The sequence below is a fragment of the Streptomyces sp. NPDC002467 genome, from assembly GCF_042889825.1.
In the GTDB taxonomy this organism is placed as follows: Bacteria; Actinomycetota; Actinomycetes; order Streptomycetales; family Streptomycetaceae; genus Streptomyces.
The window spans coordinates 367,593-384,654 of record NZ_JBIARJ010000003.1; the positions used below are offsets into that span (position 1 = coordinate 367,593).

General features: G+C 69.8%; 16 protein-coding genes. 10 read left to right on the forward strand and 6 right to left on the reverse strand.

Annotated elements, in window-relative coordinates; all coding sequences use genetic code 11:
• Nucleotides 1-230 precede the first annotated feature (230 nt).
• The 3 genes from ACFYYJ_RS08165 to ACFYYJ_RS08175 all read left to right on the forward strand — a co-directional run bounded on the left by ACFYYJ_RS08165 (nucleotide 231) and on the right by ACFYYJ_RS08175 (nucleotide 2,977).
• On the forward strand, nucleotides 231-1,451 hold the full coding sequence (locus ACFYYJ_RS08165; RefSeq protein WP_389129786.1) for an alpha/beta hydrolase family protein: 1,221 nt from the start codon (nucleotides 231-233) through the stop codon (nucleotides 1,449-1,451).
• Nucleotides 1,452-1,621: 170 nt separating this feature from the next.
• Entirely contained in the window at nucleotides 1,622-2,584 is a 963-nt protein-coding gene (gene pip / locus ACFYYJ_RS08170; protein ID WP_389129789.1) for a prolyl aminopeptidase, read from the forward strand.
• Nucleotides 2,585-2,833: 249 nt separating this feature from the next.
• Nucleotides 2,834-2,977 (forward strand): hypothetical protein, encoded by a 144-nt coding sequence (locus tag ACFYYJ_RS08175; RefSeq protein WP_389129792.1) that lies wholly within the window; start codon nucleotides 2,834-2,836, stop codon nucleotides 2,975-2,977.
• 86 nt (nucleotides 2,978-3,063) lie between these two features.
• Here ACFYYJ_RS08175 and ACFYYJ_RS08180 read toward each other — a convergent pair whose 3' ends face one another.
• Entirely contained in the window at nucleotides 3,064-3,531 is a 468-nt protein-coding gene (locus ACFYYJ_RS08180; protein WP_385361874.1) for a hypothetical protein, read from the reverse strand.
• Between the two features lie 261 nt (nucleotides 3,532-3,792).
• Entirely contained in the window at nucleotides 3,793-5,832 is a 2,040-nt protein-coding gene (locus tag ACFYYJ_RS08185) for a M4 family metallopeptidase (protein ID WP_389129795.1), read from the reverse strand.
• Between the two features lie 396 nt (nucleotides 5,833-6,228).
• Between ACFYYJ_RS08185 and ACFYYJ_RS08190 the strand changes: the two genes are divergently transcribed.
• Nucleotides 6,229-7,623 (forward strand): S8 family serine peptidase, encoded by a 1,395-nt coding sequence (locus ACFYYJ_RS08190; protein ID WP_389129798.1) that lies wholly within the window; start codon nucleotides 6,229-6,231, stop codon nucleotides 7,621-7,623.
• 249 nt (nucleotides 7,624-7,872) lie between these two features.
• Nucleotides 7,873-8,832: a hypothetical protein gene (locus tag ACFYYJ_RS08195; RefSeq protein ID WP_389129801.1), complete on the forward strand. Its 960-nt coding sequence runs from the start codon at nucleotides 7,873-7,875 to the stop codon at nucleotides 8,830-8,832.
• A 71-nt stretch (nucleotides 8,833-8,903) separates the two neighbouring features.
• Here the strand turns inward: ACFYYJ_RS08195 and ACFYYJ_RS08200 are convergent, their stop codons facing one another.
• Both ACFYYJ_RS08200 and ACFYYJ_RS08205 read right to left on the reverse strand, forming a co-directional pair.
• Nucleotides 8,904-9,590, reverse strand: a complete 687-nt coding sequence (locus tag ACFYYJ_RS08200; RefSeq protein WP_389129804.1) for a hypothetical protein — start codon at nucleotides 9,588-9,590, stop codon at nucleotides 8,904-8,906.
• A 206-nt stretch (nucleotides 9,591-9,796) separates the two neighbouring features.
• On the reverse strand, nucleotides 9,797-10,420 hold the full coding sequence (locus ACFYYJ_RS08205) for a DJ-1/PfpI family protein (protein ID WP_389129807.1): 624 nt from the start codon (nucleotides 10,418-10,420) through the stop codon (nucleotides 9,797-9,799).
• Between the two features lie 89 nt (nucleotides 10,421-10,509).
• On the opposite strand from ACFYYJ_RS08205, the gene ACFYYJ_RS08210 reads away from it, so the two are divergent.
• Complete coding sequence (locus tag ACFYYJ_RS08210; protein ID WP_389129811.1) at nucleotides 10,510-11,847, forward strand: PLP-dependent aminotransferase family protein; 1,338 nt, start codon at nucleotides 10,510-10,512, stop codon at nucleotides 11,845-11,847.
• A gap of 322 nt (nucleotides 11,848-12,169) precedes the next feature.
• Here the strand turns inward: ACFYYJ_RS08210 and ACFYYJ_RS08215 are convergent, their stop codons facing one another.
• On the reverse strand, nucleotides 12,170-13,132 hold the full coding sequence (locus ACFYYJ_RS08215) for an SDR family NAD(P)-dependent oxidoreductase (RefSeq protein WP_389129814.1): 963 nt from the start codon (nucleotides 13,130-13,132) through the stop codon (nucleotides 12,170-12,172).
• 130 nt (nucleotides 13,133-13,262) lie between these two features.
• On the opposite strand from ACFYYJ_RS08215, the gene ACFYYJ_RS08220 reads away from it, so the two are divergent.
• Entirely contained in the window at nucleotides 13,263-14,456 is a 1,194-nt protein-coding gene (locus ACFYYJ_RS08220) for a sensor histidine kinase (protein WP_389129818.1), read from the forward strand.
• Nucleotides 14,453-15,106: a response regulator gene (locus ACFYYJ_RS08225; RefSeq protein WP_385361892.1), complete on the forward strand. Its 654-nt coding sequence runs from the start codon at nucleotides 14,453-14,455 to the stop codon at nucleotides 15,104-15,106. Before ACFYYJ_RS08220 ends, ACFYYJ_RS08225 begins: the two co-directional genes overlap by 4 nt.
• Before the next feature lie 34 nt (nucleotides 15,107-15,140).
• Here ACFYYJ_RS08225 and ACFYYJ_RS08230 read toward each other — a convergent pair whose 3' ends face one another.
• On the reverse strand, nucleotides 15,141-15,587 hold the full coding sequence (locus tag ACFYYJ_RS08230) for an Lrp/AsnC family transcriptional regulator (protein ID WP_385129335.1): 447 nt from the start codon (nucleotides 15,585-15,587) through the stop codon (nucleotides 15,141-15,143).
• Between the two features lie 93 nt (nucleotides 15,588-15,680).
• On the opposite strand from ACFYYJ_RS08230, the gene ACFYYJ_RS08235 reads away from it, so the two are divergent.
• Both ACFYYJ_RS08235 and ACFYYJ_RS08240 read left to right on the forward strand, forming a co-directional pair.
• A complete protein-coding gene (locus tag ACFYYJ_RS08235; protein ID WP_389129823.1) occupies nucleotides 15,681-16,499 on the forward strand; it encodes an LLM class flavin-dependent oxidoreductase in 819 nt (272 codons plus the stop codon).
• Nucleotides 16,496-16,936, forward strand: a complete 441-nt coding sequence (locus tag ACFYYJ_RS08240) for a nucleoside deaminase (protein ID WP_389129826.1) — start codon at nucleotides 16,496-16,498, stop codon at nucleotides 16,934-16,936. Before ACFYYJ_RS08235 ends, ACFYYJ_RS08240 begins: the two co-directional genes overlap by 4 nt.
• Nucleotides 16,937-17,062: the final 126 nt, after the last annotated feature.

Genomic DNA, 17,062 nt, shown 5'->3' on the forward strand with positions numbered 1-17,062 from the left:
CCGCTGTTGAGCGCCCGCCTTTGGACTCGACGACCGGCACGCACCGAGCCCGCGCCCGGACGACACCGCCGACCGCATCGGCCCCGGGGTGTAAATCCGTGGGCCGATGCTCCCGCGAGTAATACATCGGTGGGCCGATGTTGCGTGGGAGGGGCACGTGACAACTTTCCCCCGTGCCCACGGATCGGCCGTCGCGGCACAGTTGGCGACCCGTCACCACAGGAGGGCACATGACCACCACATCGTCAATCAGCCGGAGCGGCATCACGCGCCGCAGCATGCTGGGGGCCGCGCTGGTCGCCGGGGCCGCCTTACCTCTGGCCGCCGTTGCCGGCCCCGCGTGGGCGGACCCGACCGAGACCGGCCCCGATGCGGCGCGACTCACGCTGCCCGCGCCGACCGGGCCGTACCCGGTGGGCACGGTCCAGCTGCACCTCGTCGACCGGTCGCGTCCGGACGACATCGCGGGCCCAGGGCACTTCCGCGAGCTGATGGCCACCGTCTGGTATCCCGCCCGGGACGTCGAGCGGTACCCCGTGGCTCCCTGGATGCCGGCCGGCGCATTCGAGGCGTTCCTCGCCGACGTGGGGTTCAGCGCCCTGGCCTCCCGGGGACCGGTCACCGCCGGCCACGTGGGCGCTCCGGTGCGGCGGTCGGGCCGACGGCTCCCCGTCGTCGTGTTCTCGCACGGCGCGCACAGCCACCAGGGCGACCACACCGTCGTGGTCCAAGAACTCGCGAGCCACGGATACGCGGTCGTGACGGTGGCTCACCAGTACGACACGTACACCGAGTTCCCCGACGGCCGGATCGCCGTCCCGGTGCGCGACAGGCAGGCGCCGACGCTGCCCGGCGACTTTGCCGCTGACCTGCGCTTCGTCCTCGACTGCGTCGAGCAGCTCGCCGCCGGGTGCAACCCTGACGTCGACCACAGGGCACTGCCGGACGGCCTGCTCGGCTCGCTCGACCCACGGTGCATGGGAGCCTTCGGCTGGTCGAAGGGCGGGACGGCCACCGCCGCCGCCACGCTCGCGGACCAGCGCATCCGGGCCGGGCTCAGCCTCGACGGCCCGATGCAGATGAACCCTCCACTGGCCGGCGACTTGGACCGCCCCTTCATGATGATGTCCGCCGAGTTCACCCGGGCCACGGATCCCGCGGCCGCCGCATTCTGGTCGCACCTGCGCGGCCGGCGGCTGAACATTCAGGCCGAGGGCGCCGCCCACGTCTCCTACGGCGACAACGAGGCCCTCTTCCCACAAGTGGCGAAGCTGTTCGGATGGAGCGGGCAGCAGCTCCAGGACGTGATCGGCACCCTCGATCCCGACCAGGCGGTGAAGATCCAGCAGGCGTACCCGCTGGCCTTCTTCGACGAGCACCTGCGCCACCGCCGGGGGCACCTGCTCGATGGACCGTCCCCGGCATTCCCGGCGGTGACGTTCCTCCCCTGAGCGCCAAGGGCGTGATGCTCGGGCGGCGGGCAGCGGAGCTCCGACCGCCTCCCGGGCGACTCGTGCGTGCAGGTACGAGGGCGCTGGGGTCGCCGACGGTGACACCTCAGCCATGTTGTGTACTACAAGGCCTTGTTCCTGTCGCATCCGGATTCCGGGAGGTCTGGAAGATGAGCGAGCCGTACCCGCCGGTCGAGCCGTACGAGCAGGGGATGCTCGACGTCGGTGACGGAAACCTCGTGTACTGGGAGGTCTGCGGAAACCCGGAGGGCAAGCCGGCACTCGTCGTCCACGGCGGGCCGGGATCGGGATGCGGGACCGGGGCGCGCCGGTACTTCGACCCGGACCGCTACCGGGTCGTCCTGTTCGACCAGCGCGGCTGCGGCCGCAGCACCCCCCACGCGAGCGAACCCACGACCGACATGCGCCACAACACCACCGGGCACCTGATCGCCGACATGGAGTGGCTTCGGAATCACCTGGGTGTCGACCGCTGGCTGCTCCATGGCGGCTCGTGGGGATCGATACTGATCCTGGCCTACGCCGAGGCGCACCCGGAGCGGGTGTCGGAGATCGTCATCGCCGCCGTCACCACCACGCGGCGCTCCGAGATCGACTGGCTCTACCGAGGTGTGGGCCGGTTCTTCCCCGAGCAGTGGGAACGCTTCCTCGAAGGAGCCGACGGCACACCACGGGACGGTGACATCGTCGCGGCCTACGCACGCCTGATGGAAGATCCGGACCCCTCGGTACGGGAGAAGGCCACGGCCGACTGGTGCGCCTGGGAGGACGCGGTCCTGTCCGGCGAAACGAACGGCGCCGCCAACCCGTACGGCGACCGCCCGCCGGCCGCGCGACTGGCCCTGGTACGCATCTGCTCGCACTACTTCTCCCACGGCGCTTGGCTGGAGGAGGGCGTACTCCTGCGCGATGCGCACCGCCTGGCCGGCATCCCGGGCGTGTTGGTCCACGGCAGGCTCGACCTGGCCGGCCCGCTCGACACCGCATGGGAACTTGCCCGCGCCTGGCCCGATGCCGAGCTGACCATCGTCGGCAGCGCGGGCCACCTGGGCGGCGAGACGACGCGCGCCCATGTACTCAAGGCTCTCGATCAATTCGCTCACGAGGGATGAGACAGGACAGCCCGGCGATCCAGCGGACTACCATCATCGCGATCGGGCCCGCGGTGCTGGCCGGCAATGTGATCCCGCCGCCCCGCGCAGCGCACGCTCCAGAGGCCGCGATGCCGTTTCGCGCGCGCTGGGCGTTGCGCGAGGACAACGGCCTCAGCTGCGGTGAGGCACTGGAGACATCGAAGCAATCTCCTGCAGGAGTGCCGCCACCCAGCCTTGCCAGTCGTACGACTCGTGCCGCTCGCGAGAGTGGAGATCCTCCTTCGGGTCGATGACGCTTCGAAGGAGGAGATCGAATCCTTGCTGGCCAACGTGCAGTCGACCGGCCGGCAAAGCGACTTCGTCACCTGGACGCGCCAACGGCTGACAGCGCGCGCCGGCACAGCCGATTGAGCGGGCGTCAGCCGGCAAAGTCGCGATGCCAAACAATCACCTGGAAGGGGACCACCCGGGACGGCAGGCCTACCGGACGGCGTATTTCAGATGTGGGCCCGGATCTGTTTCACAGGATGGCCCAGTCGGTCCGCCAACGCCGCCAGCTCATCCTCGCTGAACCAGAGGCGTTCGGGGTTCCACATGGCGATCTCGAAGCGGGCGAATCCGCACGGCCAGTCGTAATCCAGCGCGTCCAGAGTGGTTGATCCGCCACAGCACGGGACCTCGATCGCGAGCGTGGTGAAGCCGTTGTCGCAGTGGGCCTCAAGGAGGTCGCCCCACCACTCCCTGTCGATGGCCGCCTCGCACAAGGGGCAACCGATCCTCTCCAGGTTGCCACCGCAGTCGACAGCGGTCACGACGTCGTGCCACGTCACGTCGATCTCAACGTCCACGCCGTCGGCGACTCCGGGCGTCAGCTCCTCGACGAGCGCGATGACGCGGTCGACCGCATCGCGATCCGGTTGCCACCGCGGATCACTCGGAATGATCGACAGGACGTCATCGCTCATGGATTCCCCACCTCGTCAGGCCACCGCACCGTCGCGAAGGGATGCTATCGATCGCGCGTGCTGACGCTGCACCGACCTGGCTCCGTTCAAGTCGCCTGCGAAAGCCGGTCCGAGCGAGGCCCTGGTAGAGGCCACGGCGACCACGCCGCCAGGCGTGCGCTCGGGCAGGGGAAAATGCCCGGAGCCGTGGGGCTCCGGGCACCTACCTGTTTCAGACCATGGCCGGTCGGCCGGTCGGCCGGTCAGCCGTCAGCCGGTCGGTCAGAAGGTGAGCTTGAAGTCGGTGATCGTGCCGACGTCGGCGGCGCCCTTGTCCTGGACCTTCAGCTTCCAGGTGCCGTTGGCCGCCACGGCCGAGGCGTTCACCGTGTAGGTCTTGTCCAGGTTCGCCGTGGAGTCCGAGGAGGAGTTCTGCAGGCGGAACGAGGTCCCGTTGGGGGCCACCAGGTCGATCTGGAGGTCACCGATGTAGGTGTGGGTGATCTTCACACCGACCTTGAGGGTGCTCGGCGCGTTGCCGGTGATGCCGGTGACGGCGACCGACGAGGTGACCGCGGGGCCGGGGGAGTCCGGGATGGCCACCCGGGTCGTGCTCTCGAAGACCTTGCCCGGGGTCGGGTTGCCGCCGCCGGAGCGCGCGCCCACGTTGACCGCGGCCCAGGCGTCGGTGACGCCGTTGACCTCGGGGCTGCCGGCCCCGTACAGCTCGGTCGCCGCCGCGATCGTGCCGGCGCGGGCACCGGCGTAGTCCGTGGTGGAGTTGAACTTGGTGGTGAGCGCCTTGTACCAGATGAGCTGCGCCTTGTCCCGGCCGATGGCGGTGACGGGCAGGCCGTCGGAGGTCGGCGAGTTGTAGCTCACGCCGCCCACGACCTTGGCGCCCGAGCCCTCGGAGGCCAGGTAGAACCAGTGGTTGGCCGGGCCCGAGGAGTAGTGGACGTCGAGGTTGCCGACGCCGGAGTACCAGGCGTCGGCGGAGCCGCCGTCCTTGCTCGGCTTGTCCATGTAGCGGAGCGGGGTGCCGTCGCCGTTGATGTCGATCTTCTCGCCGATGAGGTAGTCGCCCGGGTCGCTCGTGTTGTTGGCGTAGAACTCGACGGACGTGCCCATGATGTCGGAGGTGGCCTCGTTCAGGCCGCCCGACTCGTTGCTGTACTCCAGGCCGGCGGTGGCGGCGGTGACGCCGTGCGACATCTCGTGGCCGGCGACGTCCAGCGAGGTCAGCGGGTCGTTGTTGTTCGTCCCGTCGCCGTACGTCATGCAGAAGCAGCCGTCGTCCCAGAACGCGTTGACGTAGGCGTTGCCGTAGTGGACGCGGGAGTAGGCGGCGACCCCGTCGCCGCGGATCCCGGAGCGGCCGAAGACGTTCTTGTAGAAGTCCCAGGTGACTCCGGCACCGTAGGCGGCGTCGGCGCCCGCGGTGGCGGCGTTGGAGTTCGCGCCGTTGCCCCAGGTGTCGGTGGACTGGGTGAAGAGGGAGCCGGTGCCGGACGTACCGTGGTTGAGGTTGTACGTCTTGTGGCCGCCGCGGGCCGCGTCGTTCAGCGTGAAGTTCGAACCGGACGACGAGGTGCCGAGGGTGACCTGGCCGCTGTAGTGGGTGTTGCCGACACCGGTCTCGATGGCCTGCCACTGGTGGAGCTTCGCGCCCGTCTTGGCGTCGGTGACGACGTGGAGCTGGTTGGGCGTGCCGTCCTCCTGGAGTCCGCCGATGACGGTCTCGTAGGCCAGGGTGGGCACGCCGTTCGCCATCCACACGATCTTGCGGGGGGCGGCATCGGCCTTGTCGGCCTTGGAGCCGACCGCCTTCGCGGCGTCGAGGGCCTTCGCGGAGGCGGCCGCCGGGGCGTCGGCCGGGGCGGAGGTGGAGACGCCCTGGAGCTTGGCCTCGGACGCCTTGCTGACGCTCTGGGTGTGGTCGGCCGCGGTGCGGTTGACGACCAGGTCGCCGCCGAGGACGGGGAGTCCCTCGTACGTGCGCTCGTACCGGGTGTGGGTGGTACCGTCCTGGTCCTTGACCACGTCGTGGACGAGGAGCTTCTCCTGCGGGCCGAGGCCGAGTTCCTTGGCCGTGGCGGCCGTGGTGCTCTGCGCCTTGGCTATGAGCTCGGCGCGCTGGGAGGGGGTGAGCTGCGCGGGGAGTGCGCCCGGGTTGCGGACCTGACCCTTGGGGGCGGCCGCGTTCGCGGACGGGTCGGGCTGCGCGTTGGCGGTGCCGGCCTGGACGCCGACGGTGAGGAGGGCGGCTGCCGCGAACAGGGCTCCCATGGCGGTGGTGTTCCGCCGGTGCGTGGACTTCACGCGGACTCCTTCGATGCGTGGGGGGTGGAACCGGCGGCCTGGATGAGGCCGGCCGGGCGGAGCGTGTCGATCTCGTCCTGCTGGGGATGTGGAGAGGTTGCCGGCGATTCCGATGATCGCCATGGACACGTCAGGTATTGGCCGAAACACGTCCGGATTCCGCCCTACCGCGTCCGCTGAGCGGACGTCAGGGGCGTGGATGAATGGGTGGATACCTGCCCAACTCGCTTCATTTCCGGCGCGACTCGGTCTGAGTCAAGACAGTGAATGGCGCATTTCGCAAACAGGTAAAGCGTTCGGCATCAAGCGTCAAACAGTCTTGTTCTGAACATGACTTGACGGGTCTGATCGCGGAGAAGTCGCTCCGAGCGGCGCCACCCCCCAAGGGAGTCCGCAATGCATCCAGCCCGTCGAATGTGGCCTCGCGCCGTGGCCGCCACGGCCGCGGCAGCCGGCCTCGCGCTCATCGCAGCCGCGGCCGCCCCGGTGACAGGGGACCTGACCGCCTTCGCGCACGATCCGACGGTCCCGCGCACCGTGGCCCGTCCCGCCGTCGCCGGCCACCAACTGGTCCGCGCCGTCGGGAGCCCGCTCTCCATCGAGGAGTGCCGGACCAAGTGGAAGATCGCGTGCTACACCCCGCTGCAGTACCGCGAGGCGTACGACCTCAACCCGCTCCACAAGGCGGGCATCACCGGCAAGGGCCGCACGATCGTGATCGTGGACTCCTTCGGCTCGCCGACCGTCCAGCACGACCTGGACGTCTACAGCAGGCAGTTCGGGATACCCAGCACCAAGGTGCAGGTGGTCAAGTGGGGCAACGTCCCGAAGTGGGACCCGAAGAACGCCGACATGCTGGGCTGGGCCGGCGAGACGACCCTCGACGTGGAGATGGCGCACGCCGTGGCACCGGACGCGAAGATCGTCCTGGTGGAGACCGCGGTCGCGGAGACCGAGGGCACCACCGGACTGCCGGAGATGATGGACGCCGAGAAGGCCCTGATCGACCGCGGCATCGGCGACGTCATCACCCAGAGCTTCGGCGCGACCGAGAACACCTTCCCCGGCTTCGACAAGGGTGACTTCTCCAGCATCGGGAAACTGCGCTACGCCTTCGAGGCCGCCGCCCGCAACCACGTCACCGTGCTCGCGTCCTCCGGTGACGGCGGCGCCACCGACAACACCGCCGACGGAACGGGCTATTACCACGAGCGCGTCAACTCCTGGCCCTCCTCCGACCCGCTGGTGACCTCCGTCGGCGGCACCCAACTGCACCTGGACGACGCGGGCAGGCGGACCGCCCCCGAGAGCGTCTACAACGACAACGGCGCGGGCGGCGGCGGCCAGTCCCACGTCTTCAACCGCCCCTCCTTCCAGAACGGCGTCAAGAACGTCGTCGGTGCGCGCCGCGGCACCCCGGACATCTCCATGGCCGCCGCGGTCGACGGCGGCGCGTGGCTCTACTCCAGCTACGACCCGGCGGCCACGGGCTGGGACGTCTCCGGCGGCACCAGCGAGTCCAGTCCGCTGTTCGCCGGCATCGTGGCCCTGGCCGACCAGGCCGCGGGCAAGCGACTGGGCGACATCCACGAGGCGCTGTACTGCCTGTACGGGCGTTCCGCGTACGACCGTTCCACCGGCATCGTCGACGTCAACGACGGTACGAACAACAGCTACCAGGGCGTCACCGGCTACACCGCGGTGAACGGCTACGACATGGCCACCGGCGTCGGCACCCTGGACGCGGCCCGCTTCGTGCCGGCCCTCGCGCGCGAGGGGCGCCGCGACTGACGCCCCGCCACGGTCGGCCCGGGGACGGGCGGTGCGTCGCCCCGCGCGGGCGATGCGCCACCGGTCCCCGGGCGGCCGGGCCGTTCGGGGGGAAGAGACCCGTGCGCGATCCCGGCGGTGCCGCGGCCCACCACCTGATCGACGGCGTCATCTCCCACGGAAACGGTCCTGCGGTCCCGTCGGGGCGGAGTCATCCCCGCTACCCACTCCCGACTCTCGATTGTCCGACCAGCGCGTTAGCCTCGGCAGATGATTCCCGCACCCCCTCCGAAGGTCATCACACGCCACCCCGACGGGCGGATTCGTGCCTATCTGACGCACCCCGGCGTTTTCGGGACGCTGGAGCCGGCGGCGGTCTTCCATGCGCGGGCCGGAGACGAGGTCGTGGCGTCGGTGGTACGGCCCGATCTGGAGCGCGTGGTGTACACGACCCTGCACGGGGTCGTCTGCCTCACGCGCGCCGGTGACCTGTTGTGGGCGTCGGACTTCGAGCCTCATTCCGACGTACGCCATGGTCACCTGCCCGGGTGCGTGCTGTCGCTGGACGGGCGGACCGTCTGGGTCTACCGGCCGGACGCGATGGCGGGACGCGGCCGCGGAGACCAGTGGGTCTTGCACGACGCCGACAGCGGGCGTGTCCTCGCCCGCCGAGAGTTGGAGACGGTCGGGCACGGCGCCGGCCACCACGTGCATCCCGTGGACGGCAGCGTCTACCTCGACATCGGCGAGGGCCAGGACGGTGCCGTCGTTCTCCGGGGCACAGCAGTGGCCGACGGTGAGCCGGAGTTCGTGACCTTCCCGTGGTGGGACCGCTGCCTGATCGACCTGGCGCCGGACGGCCGGCAGTTCATGACCGTCGATCACGGGCAGCGGGACGTCTCCTTCCACCGGCACCCCAGCGGGGACACGCTCTTCACCCTCTCCGTCGAGGCCTTCGGATACGACCCGGAGGACACGTTCGTCGAGTGGTGCGGCGGCTATCTGACCCCGGACACGGCCATCGTCACCCTGGGCGGTGAGAGCGAGGACGAGGAGGAGTGGTTCCGCCACCACCTGGTCGACGTCGTCTCGGGCACGGTCGGCGGCGAGATCGCCGTCGAGGCGACCAACCCGTACGAAGTGGAGCCACTGGGTGACGGCTCCTGGCTCACCGGCGGGCCCGACGACCACCCCATCCGCCGGCTCCACACTTCGCACCCGGCGAACTGACGGGGTGTCATCTTGCCGTCCCCGTGTGAGGGGGCGCGGGTGACGACGGCGGCCACCACGGTCTGTCGGTGTCAGCACGAATCCGGGTGGGGAGGCGACACGTAGATCGCGGACAGCACCCCGTCGCCGACCACCGTGACCGGGACGGGGGCGGTTCCGTCCACCAGCTTCAGGTCGTACGGCAGGGACCGCAGCGGGATGTCCTCGCCGAGGTAGGCCACCGAGATCGTGCCGCGGCAGGCGGAGGACCCGGGCGGCGCGGTGTCGGGCACCCGGCCGTCCTGCGGGCCGGCCGGGTGTGAGGCGGCGCCGATCAAGGCGTACGAGTATTCGTAGCGGGCCCCGCTGACGACATTGGCCTCGTGCGTCTTCTTCAAGTCGACCCAGTAGTGGGCGAGTTTGACCGTGACCGCCTCGCACGGCCGCTTGATGTCCTCCGGGGTGAAGTTCAGGCCGGAGGAGTCCAGCGTCAGACCCTTGGACTGGTAGTTCCCGCTGGTACTGCGCAGTTGCTTCAGGTAGTCGGTCAGCTGCTCGACGCTCATTCCGGCGGTCTGCACGCACTCCTTGGGCGCGGTCGGCGGCGGGCTCGCGGCCGGGGCGGCGGAGCCGGTGGCGGGCGTGTAGTGCACGAGTCCGGAGGGTGTGGGAGACGGGGTACGGGCGGCATTCTCGCCGCCGCCCGAACACCCCGAGACGGCCAGCAGCGCGGCCACGAGGGTGGCAGGCAGTGCAAACGGCGCACGCGCGCGGTGCATGTGTCCCTCCAGGTGAGAATCGAGACGCCTTTACCAGGCGGATCTTCTCAAGCGCGGACGGACGCGCGCAGGCGTTCGGATGAGGACGGGCAACCCGGGTAGGGCACGCACGTCACAGAGGTGGGCCGGTGGCGTGACGGCCTCCTGGTGTTCCCGGCGCAGCAGGTTGCGCGGGGCTCGTGTCGCAGCTTCCGAGTGCCGCTCGGTCAGACGAGTGCCGGTGTGGGAGCGGGCAGGTAGGGGGCGATGTTGCGCCAGGCGCGCTCGATGTATTCCTCCTTCTCGCCGACCGGGGCGACATAGTGCAGCGCACCTTCGGCGGCGTCGTTGCCCTTGAGGCGTGCGATGACCCAGGCGGCGAGGTACGGCGAGGCCAGGCAGCCGCCGGCGGTGGCGATGTTGTCCTTGGCGTAGAAGGGCTGGTTGAGGACCTCGACGCCGGCGGCGACGACCCATGGCTTGGTGATGAGGTCGGTGCAGGCGGGGATGCCGCCCAGCAGGCCGAGCCTGGCCAGCACGAGCGCGCCGGAGCATTGCGCCGCGATGAGCTGGCGCGAGGGGTCCAGGCCGCGCAGGACGTTCATGATGGCCGGGTCTTCGGTGACCTCGCGGGTGGCGATGCCGCTGCCGACGATGACGGCGTCGGCGGCGCAGGCCTCCTCAAGAGTGGACATCTGTTCGATGGCCACCCCGTTCATCGACGTCACCTTGGGGCTGGGGGTCGCGATGGTGACGCGCCAGTCGTCGGACTTGAGGCGGTTGAGTACACCGAGCGCGATCAGCGAGTCGAGTTCGTTGTAGCCCTCGAAGGTGAGGATGGCGATGTGCACGACAGGTGTCCCTTCCGGATGAGTTGGATGTGACGGTAAGGACCCGCGAGCAGGACAGCCAAAGAATTGTCATGGATACAATCCGGTGAATGGCTGCCTCGCGATACAAGAAGCTGGTCGACGCGCTCGCATCCGACATCCGGACCGGGGGCCTCGCCCCGGGGACGCAGCTGCCGACCCACCGCGCTCTCGCCGCCCGCGAGGGCATCGCCGTGGTGACCGCGACCCGGGTCTACGCCGAGTTGGAAGCGGTGGGCCTGGTGAGTCGTGAACAGGGCCGCGGCACGTTCGTGCGTGACATCGCGGTCCCCGCCGGTCATGGCATCGACCAGCAAGCCGTCGCCGCAGGCGCGGTCGACCTCAGCTTCAACTACCCGTCGCTGCCCGGCCAGACCGATCTCCTGCGACAGGCCCTGCGAGAGGTGGCCGGCTCCGGTGATCTCGACTCGCTGCTGCGCTACCAACCACACCGAGGGCGTCCACAGGACAGAGCCTCCATCGCACGACACCTCGGATGCCGGGGAATCACCGCCGACGCGGATCGGATCCTCATCGCCAACGGTGCCCAGCACGGCCTGGCCATCACCATCATGGCCACCCTGAACGCCGGCGACGTCGTCGCGGTCGACGCACTCACCTACCCGGGTTTCAAGGTGCTCGCGCACGCCTTCCACCTCGATCTGGAGCCCATACCCACCACCACCGACGGACCGGACCTCGACGCCCTGGAGAAACTGTGCGCGACCCGCCCGGTGCGCGCGATCTACACCATGCCCACCCTGCACAACCCACTGGGCTGGGTCATGTCGGCCACCGACCGTACCCGCCTGATCGGGATCGCTCGACGGCACGGTCCGCTCATCATCGAGGACGCCTCGTACGCCTACCTGGTCGAAGACCCTCCACCGCCTCTGGTCGCAACCGCGCCGGACATCACGGTCTACGTCTCGGGACTGTCCAAGAGCATCGCCACCGGCCTGCGGGTCGGCTTCGTCCTCGCCCCGGCGGATGCGGTGCCCTCCCTCGAACGCGCCATCCGGGCGACCACCTGGAACACCCCCGCCCTCACCACCGCCATCGCCTGCCGCTGGCTCGACGACGGCACGGTGCTGCACCTGGAAGCGCAGAAACGCGACGACGCCAAGACGCGCCAGGAACTCGCCAGGCAGGAACTGGCCGGCCTCCGGCTCATCGGTCACCCCTCGTCCTACTTCACCTGGCTGCCGCTGCCCGACGACGCACGCGCCGACCGCCTGACCGCCACCCTCGCACGCCGACACATCTCGGTCACCACGGCGGAGCCGTTCACCACCTCGACGCACACACCACAGGCGATCCGCCTCGCCCTGGGCTCGACCGATCCGGACAGTCTCCGGTCGACGCTGCGCACGGTGCGGCACGTCGCCATCGAGGACGCCTACGCCTGAACGCGCGCTTCAGCCCTCACGTCGGCACACGGCGGCCGGCTCAAGCGGTCGGCGCATCACCGCTGTTCGTGACGCCGGCGTCGTGAGCGATGGCGCCCAGTACTCCAACGGCCGTGCGGACCTGGTCGGCCGCGACGCGGGCGGTGGCTCTGGTTCCACCAGGGCGACGGCGCGGGCTCCCACAGCCCGCGCACCCAGATCGGCAACGGCCACCCGGACGGGGAACGCCTCTTCTGACGCGTCGGCCGGCCCGCCCCAGGCGCGGCCGGCCACTGCACGGCACACCGCCATCGCATGGCGGGCCGTGAGCCGGACGCCGGCCTCACATACCGCCCGGCTGGATCATCTTCCGGCCAGCGGTGCTTCCGCCGTCCACCGCGATCGACGCACCCGTCATGTAGGGGAAGTCGTCGGACGCGAGCCCGAGCACCGCGCGCGCGATCTCCTCGGCTTCGGCCATCCGTTCAAGACCGTCGACGTTGAGGGGTCCCCAGGCCTGCTTGTACTTCGCCCAATCCGCGTCCGGGATTCCCGGCGGGCGGACGAAGGGGGTGTCGGTGGTACCGGGCAGCAGCGCGTTGAGCCTGATTCCCTTGGGTCCGTACGCGAGGGCCGCGGCCTTCACCATGCCCTGCACCGCCCGCTTGCTCGCGGTGTACGCGGCGCTGTTCGGCCGCGCCTGTTCCGCCGCCGACGACGAGGTGCAGATGATGACGCCGCGCTGCACCTTGAGCATGTGCGGAATCTCGTACTTGATCGCGAGGAACACTCCCCGGGCGTTGGTGGCCTGGACGTCATCCCATTCCTCGACGCTCATCTCATGAGGTGCTTTGCCGCCGCCGATGCCGGCGTTGTTGAAGGCGACGTCGATGCCGCCGTAACGGCTCGCGACTCGGTCCACGAAGCCGCGGACCTGGGCATCGACGCGGACATCGGCCTCGACGTACGTGGCTTCGCCGCCCGCGTCCCTGATCTCGCGTTCCACCTGGTGCCCCAACTCGGCTCGTCTGCCGCAGAATCCGACATGGGCGCCCTCAAGGGCGAAAGCCTTCGCCGCCGCCCGGCCTATGCCGGATGTGCCACCCGTGATGAGTACGGACTTTCCCTGGAAGCGGCCGGCCTTGGTACGGGACCTCGACTGGGCGTCGGTCGCGTGGGCGGGGGTGCCGAAGGCCACGCTCCCCAGCCCCGCAGCGGCCACACCGCCGAGGACGGACCGCCGCCCCATGATGCTGGATTCCGAGTATGCGTCGGCACTCGTGGCCGTATGCGCGTTGGTGTTCATGCCGCTCACCCTCGCCGCTCGACCCGGGTTCCCGACTCCCTCCACGGGTCGGACATCGCGGCCGGTGGGAGGAGGTGGCCTCCTCCCACGGCAGGACCCGGTCGCACGGGCGTCCGCCTATCGTGAGGGTGTGAACAGAGCCTGGATCGAGCCCGCGTTCGACAGAAGATTCGCCGCCATGCGGATCCTGGCGCTCGCCGGTCTGATGGTCGGCAATTTGCTGCTGCTGCAGCGGCCGTCCGGAGCACGGGACCGGGGCCTCGCCGCAGCCGGGCTCATGCTGTGCCTGGCCGCGGGAAAATGGGTGTTCGGCGCGCTCCTGGCGCAGTCGGTCCTGCTCGTCGCCGCACACGCGCTGGGCGCGAGCCTCGTTCCGTCGTTGAAGGTGGCGGCCGCCGTCACTCTCTTCGAGCTGGCGGTACAGCAGTCCGGACGCCGCCTCGCCGTCGGGGCTACGGGACTCGCGCTTGCCGTCGCCGTGAACCGCTTCGAAGACCTGCCCGGAGAACTCCTGCCGGTGCTCTACAAGATGGGCATCGTCGCGGGCGTACCGCTGCTCCTGGGCGCGTACGTACGCGTGACCCGCGACGCCGCCGTGCATGCCCGTCAACACGCGGAACAACAGGAACTGCGTGCCGAACAACAGCTGCTGGCCGCCCGCGCGGCGGAACGTACCACCATCGCGCGCGAGTTGCACGACCTCGTGGCCCACCACGTCTCCTCCATGGTGCTGCGCGTCGGTGTTGCCCGGCACGTCACCGCGGCCACCGGCACCACCGACCCCCAGATCGCCGACGTCCTCGACGACCTGCACGCCAGTGCCGGCGCGGCACTGACCGATCTGCGGCGCCTGGTCACCGTGCTGCGCGCCCCGGACCGGACCGGTCCCGGCACCGGCTCCCTGGTCGAGCCCGGAGCTCTGCCGGCGGCTTTGGAGTCGGTGGTGGAACACAGCCGACGGACCGGCCTGACCGTGACCGCGTACGTGGATCCCCGCGTCGCACGGCTCGACGTGGTACGCGGCCTCGCGGTCCTCCGCCTGGCCCAAGAGGGCCTGGCCAACGCGGCCAAGCACGGTGGGCCCGGCGCACACGCCGAGCTGGCCGTTCGGGTGGTCGATGACGCCGTGTACGTGGTGATCCACGACGACGGCGCAGGAAGGTCCCGGCCACCGGCTTCCGGCCCTTCCGGACACGGCCTGATCGGCATGCGTGAACGCGTGGACCTGCTCGGCGGCCGCCTGGATGCGGGCCCCGCCGCTCAGGGCTGGCGGCTCACGGCCGAACTTCCCGCCTTCACATCAGACATGGAGCCCCAGCTGTGATCCGCATCCTCGTCGTCGACGACCAGCAACTCGTCCGCATGGGACTGCGCATGCTCTTCGAGCAGGCCCAGGACATCGAGATCCTGGGCGAGGCGGACAACGGCGCGCAGGCGGTACGACTGGTGGAACACCTGGCTCCCGACGTCGTCCTCATGGACTTGAGGATGCCCGGCATGGACGGCATCACGGCCACCCGCCGCATCTTGACCGCACGGCCCGCCACCCGCGTCGTCGCCCTCACCACGTTTGACGACGACGACCATCTGTATCCGGTGCTCGCGGCCGGAGCCTGTGGCTTCCTCGTCAAGGACACCCCACCGGCCGAACTCCTCGAAGCCGTACGCCGGGCCGCCAACGGGGAGGCGCCCTTCAGCCGGGACGTCCTCGACCGCCTCGTCGCCCAGGCTGTCCACACGCGTGCCTCCTCGGACACGCCTGCGGACATCCCCGTGGCGGCCATCACCCCGCGCGAGCGAGAGGTGCTCGGACTGCTCGGCATGGGCCTGTCCAACAAGGAGATCGCCGACCGGCTGCATGTCGGGGTCACGACGGTGAAGACCCACGTGGCCGGCCTGATGGCGAAGACGGGCCGGGACAACCGCATCCGTCTCGCTGTTCTCGCCGTCCTCACCGGCATCACGCCGAACTGAGAACCGCCGGGGTCGGTCTCCTCGTCAGGGAGCGTCAGGGCCGGTCGGGTCCGCGATAAGGCAGCGTCTGGCTGTAGACGACGCTCGTGGTCGTGCTGCCGAAGCCGGCCAGCTCGTCCATGAGCGTCTCCAGGTGTTCCATGGAGGTCGCGGCCACCTTCAGGGTGTAGCAGTCGTCGCCGGTGGTGCGCAGGCACTCCAGGATTTCGCGGCGATCGGCAAGCAGGCGGCGCAACGGCTGGTGGCGGTTGCCCGGGTACTTCAAACGGACGACGGCCAGGACGGGGTAGCCGACCTTGGCCAGGTCGACCACGGCGCGGTAGCCGGTGATGACGCCCGTCGCCTCCAGTTGCCGCACCCGTTCCGTGGTGGCCGAGGAGCCGAGGCTCACGCGCCGCCCCAACTCGCTGAGGGAGATGCGCGCGTCCCGTTGCAGCTCATCGATGATCGCCCAGTCGATGTCATCAAGGTTTCCGGCCATCCCACGATTTTACCGGGAAAGTCATGGAGGGATGGCGAGTTGACCGGGAGAAGGATCTGTCGTTTTTCTTGATCGCCAAGATAGCCTCCACGCATGCAACTTGGCGTGAACGTACCGAACTTCGGGCCCGGAACCGATCCCGGTGTGCTGAACGAGTGGGCACGGGTGGTGGAGGGGCTCGGCTTCGATCTCCTCATGGTGTCGGATCACGTGGCCATCACCCCGGACGTGGCCGCGCGCTATCCGGCGCCGTTCTACGAGCCGTTCACCACGCTGTCCTGGCTCGCCGGCATCACCACCAGGGTGCGGCTGGGCACGACGGTTCTCGTGATGCCCTACCGGCATCCGCGGTTGGTGGCGCGCATGGCCACCAACCTGAACCAGCTCAGCGGTGGCAGGCTCGTGCTCGGAGCGGGAGTCGGCTGGGCGCGCCAGGAATTCGACGCCCTCGGCGTGCCGTTCACCGCTCGCGGCAGGCTGACCGACGCGAACCTCGCCGCCCTGCGCAAGGCCTGGGAGGAAGAGGGCCAGGGACACGCCACCCCGATTCCCCTCTGGGTCGGCGGCAACAGCGAGGCGGGAATCCGGCGGGCCGTCAGGTTCGGTGACGCCTGGCATCCGCTTAGGGGCACCCTTCCCTGGATGCGCTCGGTCGTGGCGAGCCACGCGCTGCCGGCATTCGCACCGCGCATCGCCCTGCGGCTGACCACCGAACCGCTCGGCGACCCCGAGCGACTCGCGGGCACCGGCACCCTGGAGCAGATCCTCGATGATCTCGACGAGCTTCGCCGCCTCGGGGCCGAAACCGTCGTGCTCGACCCGTACCACGGAGATCCCGAGGAAACCCGCCGGCCCCACGAGGCTTGGCGGGCTCTCACTTCCGTGGCCACACATTGGAGGACATCCTCATGATCACCACTGCCGACGAGGCGCTCCTGCGGCGCGCGATCGCCATCGCGGCCCGTGCCACCACCCTGGGCGACGCACCCTATGGCTCCCTGCTGGCGGGCCCGGACGGCACGATCCTCGTCGAAGCCCACAACACGGTACGGCGGGACGACTACATCACCGCCCACCCCGAACTGAAACTCGCGCGCTGGGCGGCCCGCGAACTCGACCGCGCCGCGGCCGCACGCACCACTCTGTACACCAGCTGCCAGCCCTGCGGCATGTGCGCCGGCGGTATCGTCCGCTCCGGACTCGGGCGTGTCGTCTACGCGCTCTCCACCGAGCAACTCGTGGAACTCAATCCGGAGTCGGGCGCATGGCCGACGGTGGAACAGAACGGTCCCGCCCTGTTCGACGAGGCGCGCACCCCCATCGACGACTACTACCGGCCGCGACCGTGAAGACCGCCCGTCGGCCCTTCCCCGCCTCGCTGCACAGCGGCGGCCCCGCTCCCGCCTCCCTGTACCTCTGGACACCCGGAGGCGGGAGGGGAGGGGCGCACGCTCTCCTGCCAAGCCGACGTGCGG